The 18,644-nt window shown below is 70.5% G+C and carries 15 protein-coding genes; 10 read left to right on the top strand and 5 right to left on the bottom strand.

The window, feature by feature from the left end; all coding sequences use genetic code 11:
• The first annotated feature begins 19 nt into the window (after positions 1-19).
• Complete coding sequence (locus ACT53Q_RS16975) at positions 20-889, top strand: aldo/keto reductase (protein ID WP_476187836.1); 870 nt, start codon at positions 20-22, stop codon at positions 887-889.
• 482 nt (positions 890-1,371) lie between these two features.
• Here ACT53Q_RS16975 and ACT53Q_RS16970 read toward each other — a convergent pair whose 3' ends face one another.
• Entirely contained in the window at positions 1,372-2,022 is a 651-nt protein-coding gene (locus ACT53Q_RS16970) for a histidine phosphatase family protein (protein WP_476187835.1), read from the bottom strand.
• Positions 2,023-2,025: 3 nt separating this feature from the next.
• A complete protein-coding gene (gene serA, locus ACT53Q_RS16965) occupies positions 2,026-3,603 on the bottom strand; it encodes a phosphoglycerate dehydrogenase (RefSeq protein WP_476187834.1) in 1,578 nt (525 codons plus the stop codon).
• Between the two features lie 388 nt (positions 3,604-3,991).
• Here serA and ACT53Q_RS16960 point away from each other — a divergent pair, with 388 nt between their 5' ends.
• On the top strand, positions 3,992-4,237 hold the full coding sequence (locus ACT53Q_RS16960; RefSeq protein WP_476187833.1) for a DUF6289 family protein: 246 nt from the start codon (positions 3,992-3,994) through the stop codon (positions 4,235-4,237).
• Between the two features lie 73 nt (positions 4,238-4,310).
• On the opposite strand, the gene ACT53Q_RS16955 is transcribed toward ACT53Q_RS16960, so the two are convergent.
• On the bottom strand, positions 4,311-6,488 hold the full coding sequence (locus tag ACT53Q_RS16955; protein WP_476187832.1) for a S46 family peptidase: 2,178 nt from the start codon (positions 6,486-6,488) through the stop codon (positions 4,311-4,313).
• A gap of 217 nt (positions 6,489-6,705) precedes the next feature.
• On the opposite strand from ACT53Q_RS16955, the gene tdh reads away from it, so the two are divergent.
• A complete protein-coding gene (gene tdh, locus ACT53Q_RS16950; protein ID WP_476188042.1) occupies positions 6,706-7,728 on the top strand; it encodes an L-threonine 3-dehydrogenase in 1,023 nt (340 codons plus the stop codon).
• A gap of 133 nt (positions 7,729-7,861) precedes the next feature.
• Here tdh and ACT53Q_RS16945 read toward each other — a convergent pair whose 3' ends face one another.
• The gene (locus tag ACT53Q_RS16945) at positions 7,862-8,569 is read right to left on the bottom strand and encodes a TorF family putative porin (protein WP_476187831.1); all 708 of its coding nucleotides are present in this window, start codon (positions 8,567-8,569) and stop codon (positions 7,862-7,864) included.
• Positions 8,570-8,788: 219 nt separating this feature from the next.
• Between ACT53Q_RS16945 and ACT53Q_RS16940 the strand changes: the two genes are divergently transcribed.
• From ACT53Q_RS16940 to ACT53Q_RS16910, 7 genes are all read left to right on the top strand, one after another.
• The gene (locus tag ACT53Q_RS16940) at positions 8,789-9,643 is read left to right on the top strand and encodes a response regulator (protein ID WP_476187830.1); all 855 of its coding nucleotides are present in this window, start codon (positions 8,789-8,791) and stop codon (positions 9,641-9,643) included.
• A 67-nt stretch (positions 9,644-9,710) separates the two neighbouring features.
• Positions 9,711-10,070 (top strand): response regulator, encoded by a 360-nt coding sequence (locus ACT53Q_RS16935; protein WP_476187829.1) that lies wholly within the window; start codon positions 9,711-9,713, stop codon positions 10,068-10,070.
• Positions 10,071-10,078: 8 nt separating this feature from the next.
• Positions 10,079-10,606: a chemotaxis protein CheW gene (locus ACT53Q_RS16930; RefSeq protein WP_476187828.1), complete on the top strand. Its 528-nt coding sequence runs from the start codon at positions 10,079-10,081 to the stop codon at positions 10,604-10,606.
• A gap of 52 nt (positions 10,607-10,658) precedes the next feature.
• Positions 10,659-12,890, top strand: coding sequence for a methyl-accepting chemotaxis protein (locus tag ACT53Q_RS16925; RefSeq protein WP_476187827.1), 2,232 nt, complete (start codon positions 10,659-10,661; stop codon positions 12,888-12,890).
• Between the two features lie 31 nt (positions 12,891-12,921).
• On the top strand, positions 12,922-16,566 hold the full coding sequence (locus ACT53Q_RS16920) for a hybrid sensor histidine kinase/response regulator (RefSeq protein WP_476187826.1): 3,645 nt from the start codon (positions 12,922-12,924) through the stop codon (positions 16,564-16,566).
• A gap of 121 nt (positions 16,567-16,687) precedes the next feature.
• Complete coding sequence (kbl, locus tag ACT53Q_RS16915; protein ID WP_476187825.1) at positions 16,688-17,890, top strand: glycine C-acetyltransferase; 1,203 nt, start codon at positions 16,688-16,690, stop codon at positions 17,888-17,890.
• A 12-nt stretch (positions 17,891-17,902) separates the two neighbouring features.
• Positions 17,903-18,289 carry an HNH endonuclease gene (locus tag ACT53Q_RS16910; protein WP_476187824.1) on the top strand — a complete coding sequence of 129 codons (387 nt, stop codon included), beginning with the start codon at positions 17,903-17,905 and terminating at the stop codon, positions 18,287-18,289.
• A gap of 4 nt (positions 18,290-18,293) precedes the next feature.
• On the opposite strand, the gene ACT53Q_RS16905 is transcribed toward ACT53Q_RS16910, so the two are convergent.
• Positions 18,294-18,614: a hypothetical protein gene (locus ACT53Q_RS16905; RefSeq protein ID WP_476187823.1), complete on the bottom strand. Its 321-nt coding sequence runs from the start codon at positions 18,612-18,614 to the stop codon at positions 18,294-18,296.
• Positions 18,615-18,644: the final 30 nt, after the last annotated feature.

The following is an 18,644-nucleotide window of genomic DNA, read 5'->3' as shown; positions in this document are numbered from 1 at the left end:
CGGCCACCGCGAGACCCGCATGCCCCTGCCCGCGCCCATCCTCGGTTCGATGCGTTTCGGCGACTGGGGCGCACGGCTGTCGCCCGACGCCGTGGCCGACCTGCTGTCGGCCGCGCTCGACCACGGCCTCGACACGCTGGACCTCGCCGACATCTACGGCGGCCACACCACAAACGCACTCGTCGGCGCCGCGCTCGCGCGCCGGCCGGGCCTGCGCGCGCGCCTGCACCTGATCGCGAAGATCGGCATCGTCATGGCGTCGAGCCCCGGCAACCCGCGCGGCGTGCAGCACTACGACCTGTCGGTCGCGCACCTGCGCCAGGCGCTGGACGACACGCTGATCGCGCTCGGGACCGACCACGTCGACACGCTGATGCTGCACCGCTTCGATCCGCTGCTGGACCCGGCGGCGATCGCCGACTGGGTGCGCGACGAGCAGCGCGAGGGCCGCATCGGCACGTTCGGCGTGTCGAACTTCGATGCGCACGCGTTGCCGCTGTTCGACGGCCACCTGCCGATCGTCGCGAACCAGATCGAACTGTCGCTGGCGAATGCGCGCGCGCTCGACGACGGCACGCTTGCCGTCACCCGTGCCCGCGGCGCCGAAGCGCAGGCGTGGTCCCCGCTCGGCGGCGGCGCGCTGCTCGATCCGCATTCCCCGACCGGCGGCCGCCTGCACGGCCCGCTGCGGGCGATGTCCGCCGAATTCGGCCTCGATCCCGCCTCGCTGCTGCTGCGCTGGGTCGCGACGCTGCCCGACACCCGCGTCGTCCTCGGCACCGCGAACCCGCACCGCCTCACCGACGCCATCCGCGCCTGCAGCGAACCGCTGTCGCGCGATGCGTGGTATGCGCTGTACGAAGCAGCGCGAGGCGTGGCAGTGCCGTAGGCAAAAAAACGCGCGCAGCCACAACGTCGACGCGTTCATCGTCCTCGCGAGGGCGCTCCGAGGCAGCTCCGTCCCGCGATCGGACACCCGGAGGGCGACGCACAGGAGGTGCGTCGTTTTTCGACGAGGCAGGACGCCTCGTCGAAAAATGCTGGCCACGTCTCAGCCGGCAGGTTCGACTTGGACCTGAGTGTTTTCTTTCGTCACTTTCTTTTCGAAAAGAAAGGGACCCGCGCACCAGCGCGGAAAAGATTCCGGGCTTTGCCCGCGCCGTCTATCGCGCATCGCGAAACGCTCACGCGGCCATGTGCACGGGCGACGCATCACTCGTATGGAAACGATTTCGGGCAGGCAACAGCAGGTCCCTCGCCTGCGGCTCGGGATGACATCCCTTGCGTGATCGCGACGATACGGCGCCCGGACATCGGACGCCGCACGGCCGCCGTCACATCACCGATCGCGACGGCGGATCACGCCAAGCCTCACAGCGCCCGATGCACCGCCTCCCCGAACAGCGCGGTGTGGTGCGCGCAGTCGTTGAGCCGCACCACTTCCATACGCGCGGCCTCCGGGCCTTCGAGCAGGTTCAGCGTCGCCGGCGCCTGGCGGAAGCTCCACAGGCGATTGAGCGGAATGCCGAGGATCCGGCACAGCAGCACGCGGTTGACGGCGTCGTGGGCGACGATCAGCAGCGTGTCGCCGTCACCGAGGCCGGCGGTGGCGCGCTCGAACGCGGGCCACGCGCGATCCAGCACCTGCTGCAGCGATTCGCCGCCGGCGCCGGGCATCTGCACGGATTCGGGCGCTTCGCGCCAGGCCAGCAGGCGCTCCGGATCGCGTTCGCGGATCTCGCTGGCGAGCAGGCCTTCCCATTCGCCGTGCGCGATCTCGAGCAGGCCGGCGTCGGTGCCGAGCTGCGCCTTGCGTGCATCGCCGAGCGCGAACTCGGCGGTGGTGCGGGCGCGGGTCAGCGGCGACGCGATGGCACGATCGATGCGCACGTCGGCCAGGCGCGCACCGAGGGCGCGCGCCTGGCCTTCGCCCGTGGGCGAGAGCGGGATGTCGATCTGGCCCTGGTAGCGGCCTTCGGCGTTCCACGGCGTTTCGCCGTGGCGTGCGAGGAGGACACGCATCGGTCAGACCTGCTGCAGCGAGAGGATGCCCGGCGTCGCCTTGACCGCGGCGAGCTGGTCGTCGGTGAGCGGCTTGTCGACCGTGATCGCCGCGCGGGCCTGACCGTCGCCGGCGGCGCCGAGCGCGAAGTTCACGATGTTCACGCCGGCCGCGCCGAGCTGCGAACCCACCAGGCCGATCATGCCGGGGCGGTCCTCGTTGCGCATCAGCAGCACGTGCGCGAGCGGGTCGAACTCGATCTCGACGCCGTCCAGACGCACGACGCGCGGGCCGCGATGCAGCGTCGCCTCGATCTCGCGGGTGCGGACCTTGCCGGTGCCGTTGTCGCCGACCACGCGCACCTTCAGCAGGCGATCGAAGCCGTCGCCGTCGCCGCCGACGGTTTCGGCCACGGTGAGGCCGCGGGCCGCGGCTTCGGCGAGCGCATTCACCGGAGTGACGCGGCCGGACGCGGTGCCGAGCAGCGCGGCGACCAGCAGGCGGGTCAGCGGGCGGGTGTCGAGCGCATCGGTGCGGCCGGCGTAGGTGATCTCCAGCCGCGTCGGCGCACGCACCAGGCGCACGGCGAGACGGCCGAGCGCGGACATCAGCGGCATCCACGGGCCCACTTCGCGCGCGGCTTCGGCGGTCAGCGGCGGCAGGTTGACGCAGCCGGCGACCGCACCGGTGGCGACGAAGTCGATGATCTGCTTGGCGAGGATGGTGCTCACCGCCTGCTGCGCTTCGCTGGTGGACGCGCCGAGGTGCGGGGTGAGGATCAGCTTGGGATGCGCGCGCAGCGGCGAATCGGCCTGGAGCGGTTCGGTGGAGAAGGTGTCGAGCGCGGCCCCGGCGAGGTGGCCTTCGTCCAGCAGCGCCAGCAGTGCGTCTTCGTCGACCAGTCCGCCGCGCGCGGCGTTGACGAGGTACGCGCCCTTCTTCATCTGGCGCATGCGCGCTTCGGACAGCAGGTTGGTGGTGTCCTTGGTGCGTGGGATGTGCAGAGTGATGATGTCGGCCCAGGCCAGCAGGTCGTCGAGCGTCTTCAGCGCGACGCTGCCCTTGGCCGCGGCGTTGGGTGGCAGGAACGGATCGTACGCCGCCACTTCCATGCCGATGCCCTGCGCCTTGCGCGCGACGGTGCCACCGATGCGGCCGAGGCCGATCACGCCGAGGCGCTTACCTTCCAGCTCGAAGCCGGTGAGGCCGGCCTTGGGCCACTGGCCGGCCTTCATGCCGGCGTCGGCTTTCGGGATGTGGCGGGCCAGCGCGAACAGCAGCGAGATCGCGTGTTCGGCGGCGGCGAGCGTGTTGCCGTCGGGGGCGTTCATCACCGCGATGCCGCGGGCGGTGGCGGCATCGACGTCGATGGTGTCGACGCCGGCGCCGGCGCGGCCGATGACCTTCAGCTGCTTCGCGGCCTCGATGGCCTCGGCGGTGATCAGCGTGGACGAGCGCACGAGCACGGCATCGACGCTTTCGAGCGCCACGGCGAGCTTCGCGGGGTCCTTGATCGGATCGGAGATTTCGACGGTCCAGCCGGCGTCACGGAACATCGCCAGGCCGTCTTCGTGGATACCATCGCATGCCAGCACTTTCATTGGGGTCGGCTCCTGAGTGGGGAAGAATCCCGCGGAGCCCTGCTGGCCGGCACTGCGCAAACATCATGGATCGATGCGTGGACCGATGACGCTGGTCCGGGGGATCGGCTGCAGCCGTGAGGGCTGGACAGGCGATCCACCTGCGGGTCGGGAGACGGGGCCGGCTGGCATGGGAATCCGCGACCCGGAAAGCGTAGCAGAGGCGGCACCGGCGTGACCAGCGCGGCCGCGACCGGCCGTCGGAATCCTCCGGCGCGGCCACGACGGCCCTCGCCCGCGGGCGAAAACGCGATCGCAACACCGGCATCACGACATGCGAACACCGACGCGGCTACAGTCGGGCTGCCGGGCCCTGTCCCCGGCATCCGTACACACAAGGAGTCCTGCGATGAAGACATCGATCCTGCGCGGCCGCCGGCCGTGGCTGCTCGCCCTGTTCGCTTCCCTCGCCCTCGGCACGGCGTTCGCCGCGAACCCCGGGCCGACCTCGATCGGCGAGTTCTACTACTACTTCGACGCCAGCGGCAACACGATCGGCTACCGCGCGATCGACTGCAACGGCAACCTCACGGCGTGGGGCAAGACCAGCGCGCGCTACTCCAACGGCTACGCGCTCTGCCTGCCACGCGACTGACCGCCACGCGATGCGTCGCACGCGAAAACGCCGGCTTGCGCCGGCGTTTTCGTTTCCGCGATGCGGCAGGCGATCACTTCTTCGCCGGCACGCCCAGTTCCTGCAGCAGCTGCGGCGCCGGGAACACTTCCTGCATGATCCAGCGCATGTAGCGCTGGTCGACCGAGATCATGCGGTTGATGCTGCCGTCGTACACCCAGTTGGAGCTGACGGATTCCCAGTTGCCGTCGAAGGCCAGGCCGACGAGGCGGCCGTTGGCGTCCAGCACCGGCGAACCGGAATTGCCGCCGGTGATGTCCAGGTCCGACAGGAAGTTCACCGGCACCGTGCCGAGCTTCTTGTCGACCAGCCCGCCGTAGCGGCGTGCCTTGATCGCTTCCAGCAGCGATGCCGGGGCGTCGAACGGATCCTGACCGGTCGCCTTCGCCGCGACTTCCTCCAGCAGCGTGAACGGCTTCTGCCGGGTGCCGTCGCGCTTGGTGTAGGCGACGACGTTGCCGAAGGTGATGCGCAGCGAGCCGTTGGCGTCGGGGTACACCGCTTCGCCGCGGCTCTTCTTGTAGTCGGCCACCGCCTGCAGGTAGATCGGGCGGGCGGCCAGCATGTCGCCGGCACGCGCCTTGCGCGCTTCCTCCAGACGCAGCAGCGCCGGCATCATCGACACCGCGTAGCGGATCGCCGGGTCCTTGCTGGTCTCGAACGCCTTGCGGTCGGCCTTCAACCAGCGCAGGCGCTCGTCGGTGCCGCCCAGCTTGGTCGCGCCCATCGCCTTCAGCGCATTGGCGATCGCCTTGTCGTCGTTGCCCTTCAGCCACGCGTCGAGCGGCGCCACGCGCTGCTCCTTCGGCAGCCGGACGTACTGCTGCAGCCAGTAGCGGGTGAGTTCGCGATCCATGCTCGGCGCGTAACGACGCTCCATCTGGCGCAGGTCGCCTTCGATGCGGGCGTAGTCGCGCTGCTGGTAGCCGGGCTCGCGCTCGGCGTCGGGCTTCGCGCGTTCGATCGCCAGCCGGTACAGCTGCACCGCGGTGCCCAGCACGCCGTTGCGGCCGAGCTGCGCCAGCACCAGGTCACGCTCGCGGGTGGCCGCGGCCTGCGTCTGCAGCCCGACCAGGGTCTTGTACGCCGCCAGCGCCGGCTCACCGGCGCGGCCGCGCTTGCGGAGGAACAGGTCGACCGCTTCTTCCTGCTTCCGCTTGATGCCGATCGCGCCCATGCGCTCGAAGCCTTCGAGCTGGCCGTCGTAGTTCTTCAGCGTGTTTTCCAGGCTGCGCACGATGCTGGCGTACTTCACCGCGACGTCGGGGTTCTTGCGGCCCTCGGCGTCGACCAGCGCGACCATCGCCTTGTAGTGCCGACTGATGGTCGGATAGGACCAGTCCACCGTCTGCATGAACTCGTCCGCCAGCGCGTAGCGATTGGTGCTGCCCGGGTAGCCGGCGACCATCACGAAGTCGCCCGCGGCCAGCGGCTTGTCGGCGAGCTTGAGCCACTGCTTCGGGCGGTAGGGCACGTTGTCGGCCGAATACGGCGCCGGGCGGCCGTCACGGGCGACATAGGCGCGGTAGAACGAGAAGTCGCCGGTGTGGCGCGGCCACATCCAGTTGTCGACCTCGCCGCCGTAGTTGCCGACGCTGCCGGGCGGCGCGTAGACCAGGCGCACGTCCTTGATCTCGAGGTTGCGGAACAGCCGGTAGGCGCCGCCGCCGGCGAAGCTGTACAGGCGGCAGCGGAAGCCCTCGGTCTTCTCGCAGTCGGCGATCAGGCGTTTCTCGATGGTGTCGTAGGCGCGGCTGCGGGCCAGCGCGTCGGGCGCTGCGGCAATGGCGGCCTGCACCTGCGTGGTGACGTCATCGATGCGGTCGAGCACGAAGATGCGCGCGCTGGAGCCGGCACTCAGTTCCTGCGCCTGGGTGGCGGCGTTGAAGCCGGTCACGATCAGGTTCTTCTCCGCCGTGGAGTTCAGCTGGATCGCGCCGTAGGCGCAGTGGTGATTGGTCGCGAGCAGGCCCTGCGGCGAGACGAAGCTGCCGGTGCAGCCGCCCAGCGAGACCACGGCGCCCAGCGGGTCGCCGGTGAGGTCGGCCATCTGCTTCGGGGTCAGCTTCAGGCCGGCGGTCTTCAGCGGCCCGGTGATCTCGGGCAACTGCTGCGGCACCCACATGCCTTCGGCGGCGCGGGCGGTGGACAGCGGCGAGACGGCACCGGCGGCGGCGGTCAGGGCGGCGACGGCGAGGACGAGGGGACGCATGGCGGAACCGGGACGGGACATGGGCAGGTCAGGCGCGGGACAAAGAGCGCGAGTGTATCGGCTGGCCGGCGATGGCCGCCATGCCCGTTAGTCACGCCCTGGCTGCGCCGCGACCTGTCGCCCGGACATGGCCATCGGCACGGTCCGGAGGGCGCGGGCCGGGGCTTATAATCCGCGCCCCAGTAGTACGAACGGGCAGGCCATGGCCGCGACGACGATGAAGGCGCTGGTGAAGCGCGAGGCCGCCAGGGGCATCTGGATGGAACAGGTGCCGGTGCCCTCCCCGGGCGCCAACGAGGTGCTGATCAAGCTGGAGAAGACCGCGATCTGCGGCACCGACCTCCACATCTACCTGTGGGACGAGTGGAGCCAGCGCACGATCCGCCCCGGGCTGGTGATCGGCCACGAGTTCGTCGGCCGCATCGCCGAGATCGGCCCGGGCGTCACCGGCTACCGCGTCGGCCAGCGGGTGACCGCCGAAGGCCACATCGTCTGCGGCCACTGCCGCAACTGCCGCGCCGGCAAGCAGCACCTCTGCCCGAACACCGTCGGCATCGGCGTGAACCGCGACGGCGCGTTCGCCGAATACATGGTGATCCCGGCCAGCAACCTGTGGCCGATCCCGGACCAGATCCCCAGCGAGCTGGCCGCCTTCTTCGACCCCTATGGCAACGCCGCGCACTGCGCGCTGGAGTTCGACGTGGTCGGCGAGGACGTGCTGATCACCGGCGCAGGCCCGATCGGGGTCATGGCGGCGGGCATCTGCAAGCACATCGGCGCCCGCAACGTGGTGGTGACCGACATCAACGACTACCGCCTGAAGCTGGCCGCCGACATGGGCGCCACCCGGGTGGTGAACGTCTCCAAGGCCTCGCTGAAGGAAACGATGGCCGACCTGCACATGGAAGGCTTCGACGTGGGCCTGGAGATGAGCGGCAACCCGCGCGCCTTCAACGACATGCTCGACTGCATGTACCACGGCGGCAAGATCGCCCTGCTCGGCCTGCAGCCCAAGGGCGCGGGCATCGACTGGGACCGGATCATCTTCAAGGGCCTCACCCTGCACGGGATCTACGGCCGGCGCATGTACGAGACTTGGTACAAGATGACCCAGCTCGTCCTCTCCGGCTTCCCGCTGGGCAAGGCGCTGACCCACCAGCTGCCGATCGACGAGTTCCAGACCGGCTTCGACCTCATGGAGTCCGGGCGGTCCGGCAAGGTCGTCCTGAGCTGGAATTGATCGCTGAATACGATTTCAGGTCGAATTACGACAATTCTGAACCGTATTGATAGGTATTCCGGATGGCGTGACCCCCAACGAAAACGGGCGCCACGAGGGCGCCCGTCGGGTCTTGCGGCGGTCGCGGACGGGATCAGCCGCCGATCGCGAACGTCAGGACGACCTTGTCTTCGGCGTTGTCCTTGCCGAACACGTTGTCGGCGTTGCTGTTGGTGCCGACGTAGCCCAGGCCGACGTTGACCGGACCGAAGTCGCGGTTCACGCCGACCGAGTAGTCGAAGTAGCCGCTCTCGGTGGCGATGTCGTTGTCGAGGGTCGTGTAGCCGACGCTGGCGGTCAGGTTGACGTCCTTGCCGACGCCCCAGCTGCCGCCCACGGCGAGGTAGGTGCTGTCGGTGTCGGTGTTGAGGTAGTCGTTGGTGTAGCCGAGGGTGACGGTGTAGTCCTCGGCGATCGTGGCCTTGCCGACCAGTTCGTTGTAGGCGTAGTTCACGCCGTCCGGCTCGCCGGCATAGTTGTAGCGGACCAGCTGCACGTCGAGGTTGACCTTGTCGGACACGTCGCCGTTCCAGCCGACGAAGGTGTCGATCTCGGCGTCGGTGGGATCGTTGTGACCGAAGTCGACGTTCGAGGCCCAGGCGCCGACGTACAGGCCGTTGGTCCAGCTGTAGCCGACGCCGCCCTGCAGGGCCGGATGGTCGTCGGTCTGGGACACGCCGCGGAAGAAGTATTCGGACGTGGCGGCGGCGTTCCAGTTGAGGCCGGAGCTGTCTTCGTCCTGGGCGAAAGCCGCGAACGGCGTGGCGGCCAGCAGGGCGAGGGCGATGAGATGTTTGCGCACGGGGTCCTCCTGAAGGAAATGGGATGGCGGAATCTGGGGGGGGGGAGTGGGTGCGCGTTTCGGCGTCACCGTCCCGAGATTAACCCATATTTAACCCTTGCGGGTGCGGGGTGTCCGGGCCGGCGAACAGGGCCCGTTCATCTTTGGCACCTTCCTTGCTTCCACCCCGCGGGGGATTCGACGCCCGTCACCCGGGCCGTCAAAGGGAAATCTGAAGCCATGACCTACGCCGTCGCGCTCTGTGGACTCACCGCCAGGGATTCCAGGCTGCTGGAGATCGTCGTCAACCGCGCCAGCAGCGGCCGCCATGCATTCCATGCCGCGGAGGTCGAGAACACGACCGACCCGCGCGTGGTGATCGTCGACGCCGGCTCGCCGCGCTCGATGGAACTCTATGAAACGCTGCGCCAGCACCATCCGGGCGTGATCTCGGTGACCATCTCCGACCACGGCATGGCCGGCGACACCCGCTACCGGATCCAGCGCAAGTCGCTGCTGCTGCACGTGATGAAGGTGCTGGACGACCTGGCCGACCACGAGTTCGTCGCCAGCAAGGTCCGCCCGCATCCGACCGCCGCCGCCCCGGCCACGCAGCCGGACACGGGCGCTGCCGACGCCCGGGAATCGGCGTTCGTCGCCGGCGGCGCGGGCGAACCCAAACCCCTGCGCGCGCTGGTGGTGGACGACAGCCTGACCGTGCGCGAACAGATGCGCCAGGCGCTGCAGCGGGTCGGCATCGCCAGCGACCTAGCCGACAGCGCCGAGGCGGCGATGCGCCTGCTGGAACACGGCAGCTACGACCTCGCCTTCCTCGACGTGGTCATGCCCGGCACCGACGGCTACGAGCTGTGCCGCCGGATCAAGCACAACAGCTACCTGCGCGGCATGCCCGTGCTGATGCTGACCAGCCGCTCCTCGCCGTTCGACCGCGCCCGCGGGGCGCTGTCCGGCTGCGACAGCTACCTGGTGAAGCCGATCACCTGGGAGATCTTCAGCCAGGCCGTCGACAAGGCGCTGCTGAAGCACTTCCGCAACGACCGCGCGCAGATGATCGCCCGCGGCTACCGGCTCTGAGGCGCGACCCGCGCCGCATCCACCCCGCCTTCCTTCTCCACGCTTCCGCACGGACCCCCGAATCCCCATGCCCAAGGCCCTGATCTGCGACGACTCCGCCGCCGAGCTCGCGAACCTCCGCACCATCCTCACCGACGCCGGCTGGCATTCGGTCACGGCCTCCAACGGCGCCGAAGCGGTCCAGAAGGCGACGGCCGAGCGGCCGACGCTGATCTTCCTCGACATCATCATGCCGGACATGGACGGTTACGAAGCCTGCCGCCAGTTGCAGGCGAACGCCGAGACCAAGGGCATCCCGGTGGTGTTCGTCTCCAGCAAGAACCAGAAGGCCGACCAGATCTGGGCGAAGATGCAGGGCGCCAAGGCATTGATCGGCAAGCCCTACTCGCCCGACCTCATCCTCGAAACGCTCCGCGCCTACAGCTGACCGCGCCGATGACCGAGCCCGTGCCCGTCGGCCTGGAGGCCATCGCGCCCGACGCGGCAGTGCCGCGCGCCGCACCGCGGATCGCGTTCCGCGCGCATCCCGCGCTGCCCTGGCTGGTGCTGCCCGAAGGCCTGCCGATGCAGGTGCTGATCGACGCCGCGCCGGTGCGGGTGCCGAACACGCATCCGTGGTTCCTCGGCGTGGTCAGCCAGCGCGGCGTGCTGCTGCCGGTGTTCGACCTCGCGGCCTGGGCCGGCCTCGGCCACGACCCGGCGACGCGCACGCAGATCGTCTCGATCGGCAACGGCGCCGACGCCTGCGCGATGCGCTGCAGCGGCATGCCGATCCTGCTGGCGCTGGCGCCGGCCACGTCGCCGGCGGCATCGGCGGGCACCGACCACGGCCCGCTCGACGCCTACCTCGACGACCGTTTCGACAGCGCCTCCGGCGCGGCCCGCCGTTTCGACATCGCGCGCTGGCTGGCCGTCGAGGCGCCGAAGATCGGCGCCGGCGGCGCCATCGCGCTCTCCGGCTGATCCGGCCCCTCCGCCAGCCCCACTCCTCTTCGCAACCTTCCGGGCGAACCCCATGACCGACCAGACGCCTCCTTCCCCCGCCCGCCGCAGGTCGCTGATCGGCCGGCTGCGCTTCCCGCAGAAGCTGACGCTGCTCTCGCTGGTGTTCGTGGTGCCGGCGATCGTGGCCATCGCGTTCCTGATCCGCTTCACCCAGGAGCAGATCGACTTCGCCGAGAAGGAAAAGCTGGGGACCGCGGTGATCGCGCCGCTCGGCGATCTCGCGCTGACGGTGCAGCGCCACGGCGGCGCGCTCGACCTGGCCGCGACCACCGGCCAGCCGCGCGCGCAGGACATCACCGCGCTGCGCCAGCGCGCCGGCAACGACATCACGGAAATCGACCGCTGGATGGCGCAGCACGGCGCCACCTGGCGCATGGCCGACGACTGGGCCGCGTTCAAGGCCGGCTGGCAGGGCCTACAGCGCCCGGTCGCCGGCACCGCCGCGACCGCCATCGCCGACACGCACCTGATGCAGCTGCAGCGTCTGAGCAAGCTCGTCTCACAGGCGTCCGACGTCTCCAACATCACCCTGGACCCGGAGATGGCGGCGTACATGATGGGCGACACGGCGGTGAACAACATCCCGACCGCCAGCGCCAACCACCACCGCGCCCGCGCCGCCGCGCTGGCCGGCCTCGCCGCCACCGGCTTCTCGCCCGAAAGCCGCACCCGCCTGCAGAGCAGCGAGGCGCTGCTCTCCGACGCCGTGGTGCGTTCGCGCTCGGACACCGACAAGGCGATCGCGGCGCAGCCGTCGGTGAAGCTGTCGGTGGACACGCCGATGCGCAAGGTCGAGGCCGCGCAGCTCGCGTTCTCCGGCGCGCTCGACCAGTTGCTCGCGGCCACGCTCGCGCCCGAGGAACTGCAGGCCCGCAGCGACCAGGTCTACGCCGCCGGCGATGCGGTGATGTCCGCCTTCAACGACCTGCACCTGGCCGTGGTGAAGGAGCTGGACCGCCAGCTCGACATCCGCCTGGACACGCTCAACCGCCAGCGCGCGATCGTCGTCGGCACCTGCGTCGCCGCGCTGCTGGTCGCGCTGCTGCTGGCGTTCTCGATCGCGCGCAACTTGATCGGCGACGTCGGCCGCATCTCCGACACGGTGAACCGCGTGAACCAGGGCGACTACGCCGCGCGCGTGCGCCTGGGCACCGCCGACGAAATCGGCAACCTCGCGAACGCCTTCGACACCCTGCTCGACCAGCGCGTGGCCACGCTGCAGTCCAGCCAGCAGGAGAACGAACAGCTCAACAACTCGGTGATCGACATCATGACCTCGGTCGCGCAGCTGGCGCAGCGCGACCTGACGGTGCGCGTGCCGGTGTCCGAGGACGTGACCGGCGCGGTGTCGGACGCCATCAACATGATGACCGGCGCCACCGCCCGCGCGTTGCGCGAGGTGAACACGATTTCGGCGCAGGTGTCGGACAGCTCGACCCGCGTCAAGGCGCGCGCCGACTCGGTGCTGCGCCTCGCCGACGAAGCCAGCGACCAGGCGAACGCCGCGTCGGCCGAGCTGGGCAGCACCGCGAACGCGCTGCGCCAGATCGGCGAACAGGCGCAGGACGCCGGCCGCGAAGCCGAACGCGCGCTCACCACCACCGCCGAGGCGATGACGGTGGTGCGCGCGACGGTCGAGGGCATCACCGCCTCACGCGACCAGATCCGCGAGACGGAAAAGCGCGTGAAGCGCCTGGCCGAACGTTCGCAGGAGATCTCCTCGGCGGTGACCATCATCGGCCAGATCGCCGAACGCACCTCGGTGCTGGCGCTGAACGCGTCGATGCAGGCGGTCGCCGCCGGCGAGGCCGGCCGCGGCTTCGCGGTGGTGGCCGACGAGGTGAAGCGCCTCGCCGAGAACGCCCGCGAGGCGACGCAGCAGATCGCCGGGCTGGTGAGCGCGATCCAGTCCGACACCACCGAAACGCTGCAGGCGATGAACGGCACGATCTCGCAGGTCGTGGACATCACCCGCCTCGCCGACCGCGCGGGCACGCAGATGAGCGACACCCGCGCCGCGACCGAAGCGCTGGTGAACTCGGTGCGCACGATTTCGCAGGCGACGCGCGCGCAGGCCGAGACCTCGCAGCGCCTGCTGGCGCGCGCGAACGAACTCATCGACGCCTCGCAGCGCACGCTGGTGGAGATCGAACAGCAGCGCGGCGACACCGACGCGCTGAGCGCCTCGGCGACGGCGCTGGTGCAGACGGTCGGCGAATTCAGGCTGCCCTCCGCGACCTGACCCGCCCGCGCGACCGAGGACGCCTTCCGCCATGACCTTCCTGTCCGGCAGCGACGCCGCATCACCGACGCCCGCGGCCTATCGCGCCCAGCTCGACACGCTGGTGTCGCTGCTGCGCGCGGCCAACGCCATGCCCGGCATGGGCGATGCGGTGCTGCTGGAATCGATGGTCGATGCGCTGCAGCGCGACGCCACCGCGCTGCCGCTGCCCGGCGTCGCCGAACTGCTGCGCAGCTGGCAGGCCGCGCTGCGCGATCTCGCACGCGCCGACGGCACGCCGAGCGAGGACGATCTCGTCCGGATGACGCTCTGGTTCACCGGACTGCAGGAACACCTGGCCGGCCGCCTCGACCGCGACGGCCGGCGCATGCTGGCGGAGCTGCCCGAAGGCATCCGCTGGCTGCCCAAGCTCTCGCCCGGCTTCGTCCACGCGATCGCGCGGCGGCTGGAACTGTCCGCGCCGCCGTCCGAAGCCGCGCCCGTGATCGCGACGCCGCTGTCGGCGGAATCGGTCGCCGCCGACGCCGTGGTCGCCGAGCCACTTGAGGTCGAATCGACGACCGACGAAGCCGTCGCCGTCGAAACGCCCGTGGAAACCGCCGCGGAGAGCGCCGTGGAAACGGCGGCGATCGAATCCATCGCCGTCGATGCCGACGCGCCCGCCTTCGTTTTCGAGGCGCCGGCCGTCGCGGCGGAAGCCGACGGCGCGATCGCGGCGACCTCGACGCCGCCGGACATCGCGCACGACGACATCGTGCTCGGTGACAACGCAGCGGACGACAGCGTCGCGCCCACGCACGACGATGCCGCGCCCGCGACCGACGACACCGCCGCGCCGGCCACGCTGTGGATCGGCCGCGACGAACTCGACCTCACCCGCCAGGCGATCGCCGACCAGGTGATGCCGCTGGCGCAGGCCTGGGCGGAGGCGCTCGACGGCGACGACGCGACGGCCGCGGCCGGTCACGTCGTCGAGTTGACCTACCAGACGCAACTCATCGCCAACGTGATGGCGCTGATCGGCACGCCCATGCTGGAGCGCGGCGTGCTCGCCGTGAACGCAGGCCTGGAGCGCGGCGATCCCGCGATCGGGCCGGACACCGTCGCCGCCTGGTGCGGCGCGCTGCTCGGCGTGCTCGAAGCCCCGGGCCGCGACTCGGGCGAACTGCTCGCGCTGGTGTCCGACGGCATCCAGGGCCTCGACGCCGACTGGGCGACGGCGCTCGGCGACGAACTCGATCGGGTGACGGTCGGCCTCGATCCGGCGCTGGTCGCACAGCGCAAGACCGTCGCCGAATTCGACGACATCGGGCTCGCGCCCGCGGACGACGTGCTGCCGAGCGTGCTCGAAGGCATGTACCGCGAACTGCCGGGCAACGCCGCGCGCTTCGGCGCGTCGGTGCGTGCGCTGGTCGACACGCGCTCGCCGGAACCGATCGACGAAGCGCGCCGCGTCGCGCACACGCTCAAGGGCGACGCCAACACCGTGGGCATCCGCGGCCTGGCGAACCTCACGCATGCGCTGGAAGACATCCTGCTGGTGCTGAACAAGCATCCGGAGCGGCTGGACGACGCCTGCGCCGACCTGCTGACCACCGCCAGCGACACGGTCGAGGAAATCGCCGACCACCTGCTCGGCCGCGGTCCGGCGCCGGACCACCTGCTCGACGTCTACCAGCAGGTGCTCGACACCGCCAACGCGCTGGCCGACGACGCGACGCCACCGTCCGCGGCGACCGCGCGCGCCGCCGTTTCCGCGGACGACGTGGCGACCGCGCCCCCATCGCCCCTGCCCGCGACCGCCGCACCGGCGCCGCAGGCCGACACCGCTGCCGTCGGCATGGCCGCGAGCGGCATCCAGAGCCTCAACGTGCCGAGCGCGCTGCTCGACGAATTGCAGCGCCTCTCCGGCGAAGGCCTCGTCACCTCGCGCCAGATCGACCAGCAGCTCGACGGCCTGGGCGCCATCCATCGCGAACAGCGCCAGTCGGTGCGCAGCGCGCAGGACCTGATCGCGCGCCTCGACGACCTCGTCGCGCTACGCGGCGCGGCGCTGCAATCCACCGCGCAGAAGGCCGGCGCCGAACTCGATCCGCTGGAGATCGACCAGTACAACGAGCTGCACGTCATCTCGCGCCAGTTGCTGGAATCGCATGCGGACAGCGCGGAATTCATGCGCCGCATCGAGCGCATCATGAACGCGCTGGCCGAACTGCGCAGCGGCCAGGAACAGCTCAACCGCGACCTGCAGCGCACCATCCTGCGCACGCGCACGGTGCCGTTCGGCCAGATCGCCGCGCGTTTGCAGCGCATCGTGCGCCAGACCGCGAAGCAGGTGTTCAAGCCGGTGCGTCTGGACATCGTCGGCGAAGAGATCCCGGTCGACGCCGAACTGCTGGAACGCATCGTCGAACCGCTGGCGCACCTGCTGCGCAACGCGGTCGACCACGGCATCGAAGCGCCGGCCGTGCGCACCGCCGCCGGCAAGCCCGAGACCGGCGTGCTGACACTGCGCGTGGGTCTGCAGGGCGACGCCGCGCTGATCGAGTTGCAGGACGATGGTGCCGGCCTGGACCTCGTCGCGATCCGCAAGCGCGCCATCGAAGCCGGCCTGCTCGAAGCCCACCACGCGATCGACGAACGCACGCTGGCGCGCATGATCCTGCTGCCCGGGTTCTCGACCCGCACCGCGACCACCGAAGTGTCCGGCCGCGGCATCGGCATGGACGTGGTGGAACGCCGCATCGCCGCGCTGCGCGGCACGCTGACGCTGTCGACCGAGACCGGCCGCGGCACCCGCGTGCAGTTGCGCCTGCCGGTCACGCAGACGCTGGCGAACGTGATCGTCGCCCGCGGCCAGCGCCAGCCCAGCGCGGTGGTCGCGGCGTCGATCGAACGCGTGGTCAGCTTCGGCGCCGGCGAATGCCGCGAGGTCGACGGCCGCCTGGTCGCGCTGGTCGATGGCGAGACCGCGCCGGCGCTGCCGATCGAAGCCTTCTACGGCGAGACCGCCGATCCCGCGCAGTGGGCCAACGGCGGCATCGGCCTGTACCTGCGCGACACCGACGGCGTCGGCCACGTCGTGCTGGTGCGCGGCATCGACGAAGTCCGCAGCGTGGTGGTGAAACCGCTCGCGGCCTACCTGCCGCCGATTCCCGCGGTCCGCGGCATCACCCAGCTCGGCGACGGCGGCCTGGCGCCGGTGATCGATCTCGACGTGCTGCTGCGCGCCGCGCGCGAACGGCGCTTCGACATCGCGGCGCTCGCGCACGACACCGTGCCCGTGCAGCGCGTGGTGGTCGCCGACGACTCGCTCAGCGTGCGTCGCGCGCTGGAGCAGCTGATGCAGGACGCCGGTTTCGAGGTCGCCACCGCGCGCGACGGCTTCGAGGCGCTGGCCGCGGTGCAGGCGAAACCAACGCAGGCGCTGCTGATCGACCTCGAGATGCCGCGCATGAACGGCCTGGAAGTCGCGCGCAACCTGCGCAACCACGCCGAGACCCGCGACCTGCCGGTGGTGATGATCACCTCGCGCGCCACCGACAAGCACCGGGCGATGGCCGAAGAGGCCGGCGTGACCCGGCTGCTGGGCAAGCCGTTCGCCGAGGACGCCCTGGTGGCGCTGGTGCGCGACCTGATCGCCGCGCAGGCCGACGGCACCGCGATGCCGGCCTGACGCGGTCGCAGATTGCGACGACGGACGACGGGTGATCGATCGCTCGTCGATACGGCCCCGCACGGCGTCGCCGCGGCCCGCCGCGTACACTGTGCGCCCGTTCCCGACGCCGCGCCTCGCCATGACCGACGCCGCCCTGACCCGCCGCTACGCCGACGAACTCGACCAGATCCGCGCCCAGGGCCTGTTCAAGTCCGAGCGCATCATCACCAGCCCGCAGTCGGCGGAGATCACGCTGGCCGACGGCCGCACGGTGCTGAACTTCTGCGCGAACAACTACCTCGGCCTCGCCGACCATCCGGACATCATCGCCGCGGCCAAGGACGCGCTGGACAGCCACGGCTTCGGCATGGCGTCGGTGCGCTTCATCTGCGGCACGCAGGACCTGCACAAGCAGCTCGAACGGACCATCGCCGGCTTCTTCGGCACCGAGGACACCATCCTCTACGCCGCCTGCTTCGACGCCAACGGCGGCCTGTTCGAGCCGCTGCTGGACGAACAGGACGCGATCATCTCCGACGCGCTCAACCACGCCTCGATCATCGACGGCGTGCGCCTGTGCAAGGCGAAGCGCTACCGCTATGCCAACTGCGACATGGCCGATCTGGAAAAGCAGCTGCAGCAGGCGAAGGCCGACGGCGCGCGCACGATCCTGATCACCTCCGACGGCGTGTTCTCGATGGACGGCTTCATCGCGCCGCTGGACGAGATCACCGCGCTCGCCGCGCAATACGGCGCGCTGGTGCACATCGACGAATGCCACGCCACCGGCTTCCTCGGCGCCACCGGCCGCGGCTCGGCGGAAGTGAAGGGCGTGATGGACAAGATCGACATCTTCACCGGCACGCTCGGCAAGGCGATGGGCGGCGCGCTCGGCGGCTTCACCACGGCGCGCAAGGAAGTGATCGAAATGCTGCGCCAGCGCTCGCGGCCGTACCTGTTCTCCAACTCGCTGCCGCCGCACGTGGCCGCGGCCGGGATCAAGGCGTTCGAGATGCTGTCCGCCGCCGGCGACCTGCGCGAGCGGCTGGCCGACAACACCCGCTATTTCCGCGAGAAGATGACCGCCGCCGGCTTCGACATCCGCCCGGGCGTGCATCCGATCAGCCCAGTGATGCTCCACGACGCACCGCTGGCGCAGAAATTCGCCGAGCGGCTGCTGGAGGAAGGCATCTACGCGATCGGCTTCTTCTTCCCGGTGGTGCCGAAGGGCCAGGCGCGCATCCGCACGCAGATGAGCGCCGCGCACACCCGCGAGCACCTCGACCGCGCGATCGACGCGTTCACCCGCATCGGCCGCGAGCTGGGCGTGATCAAGGCCTGATCCGGGACTGCGTTGCGCCTGGCCCTGCGTCGGCTGTTCCTGCGCGCGCTGTCGACCGACGGCGCGGCCACGCTGCACGACGGCATCTGGGAAACGCGCTGCCTGCACTGCAAACGAAGGCTGCAGGTGCGCGCCGACGGCGAGGCGCTGGGCCACGCGACGCTGGAGCACGTGGTGCCGCAGGCGTGGTTCGGCAAGCGCGCCGCCGCGGCACTGACCGCGCAGGTCGGCGACGACGCCGACGACGCGCGCAACCTTGCCCTCGCCTGCGCGGGCTGCAACCACGGCAAGGGCGTGCGCCACGATGCGCGCGGGCCGTCCGATGCCCGCGCCCGGGAAGTCGTCGCGCAACTGCTGGAACATCGGCTCGCGCGCTGGCGCGAGCCGCCCGGCGACTAGCCGCTCAGCGCCGTTTCGCCGCCGTGCCGCCACCGCGTACCGGCAGCGCGTCGGCTTCCGTGCGCGCCGCGGGCTTCGATCGGGTCGTGCGGGGCGTGTTCGCGGGCGCGCCCTTGGCCACGCGGATGCCGCGCGCCTTCATCCACGCGTCGAAATCGTCGGCGGTCATCCGCTGCCCGTGCTGGGTCATCTCGAACCGGTTGCTGCCCTGCGGTGCGATCACCGGCGGCGGTGCGGACTTCACCGCCGCGGGCGTGGCGTGGCCGGCGCAGCCGGCAAGCGAGAGCGCCGCAACGGCGGCGGCGGAGAGAAGAACAAGACGCATCGGCGGGATTCCTGCAACGGACGATCCGGA

The sequence above is a fragment of the Lysobacter sp. DMC97 genome (assembly GCF_056313745.1).
Note: the sequence above shows the minus strand (reverse complement) of the source record. Positions and strands in the feature narration are given on the sequence as shown.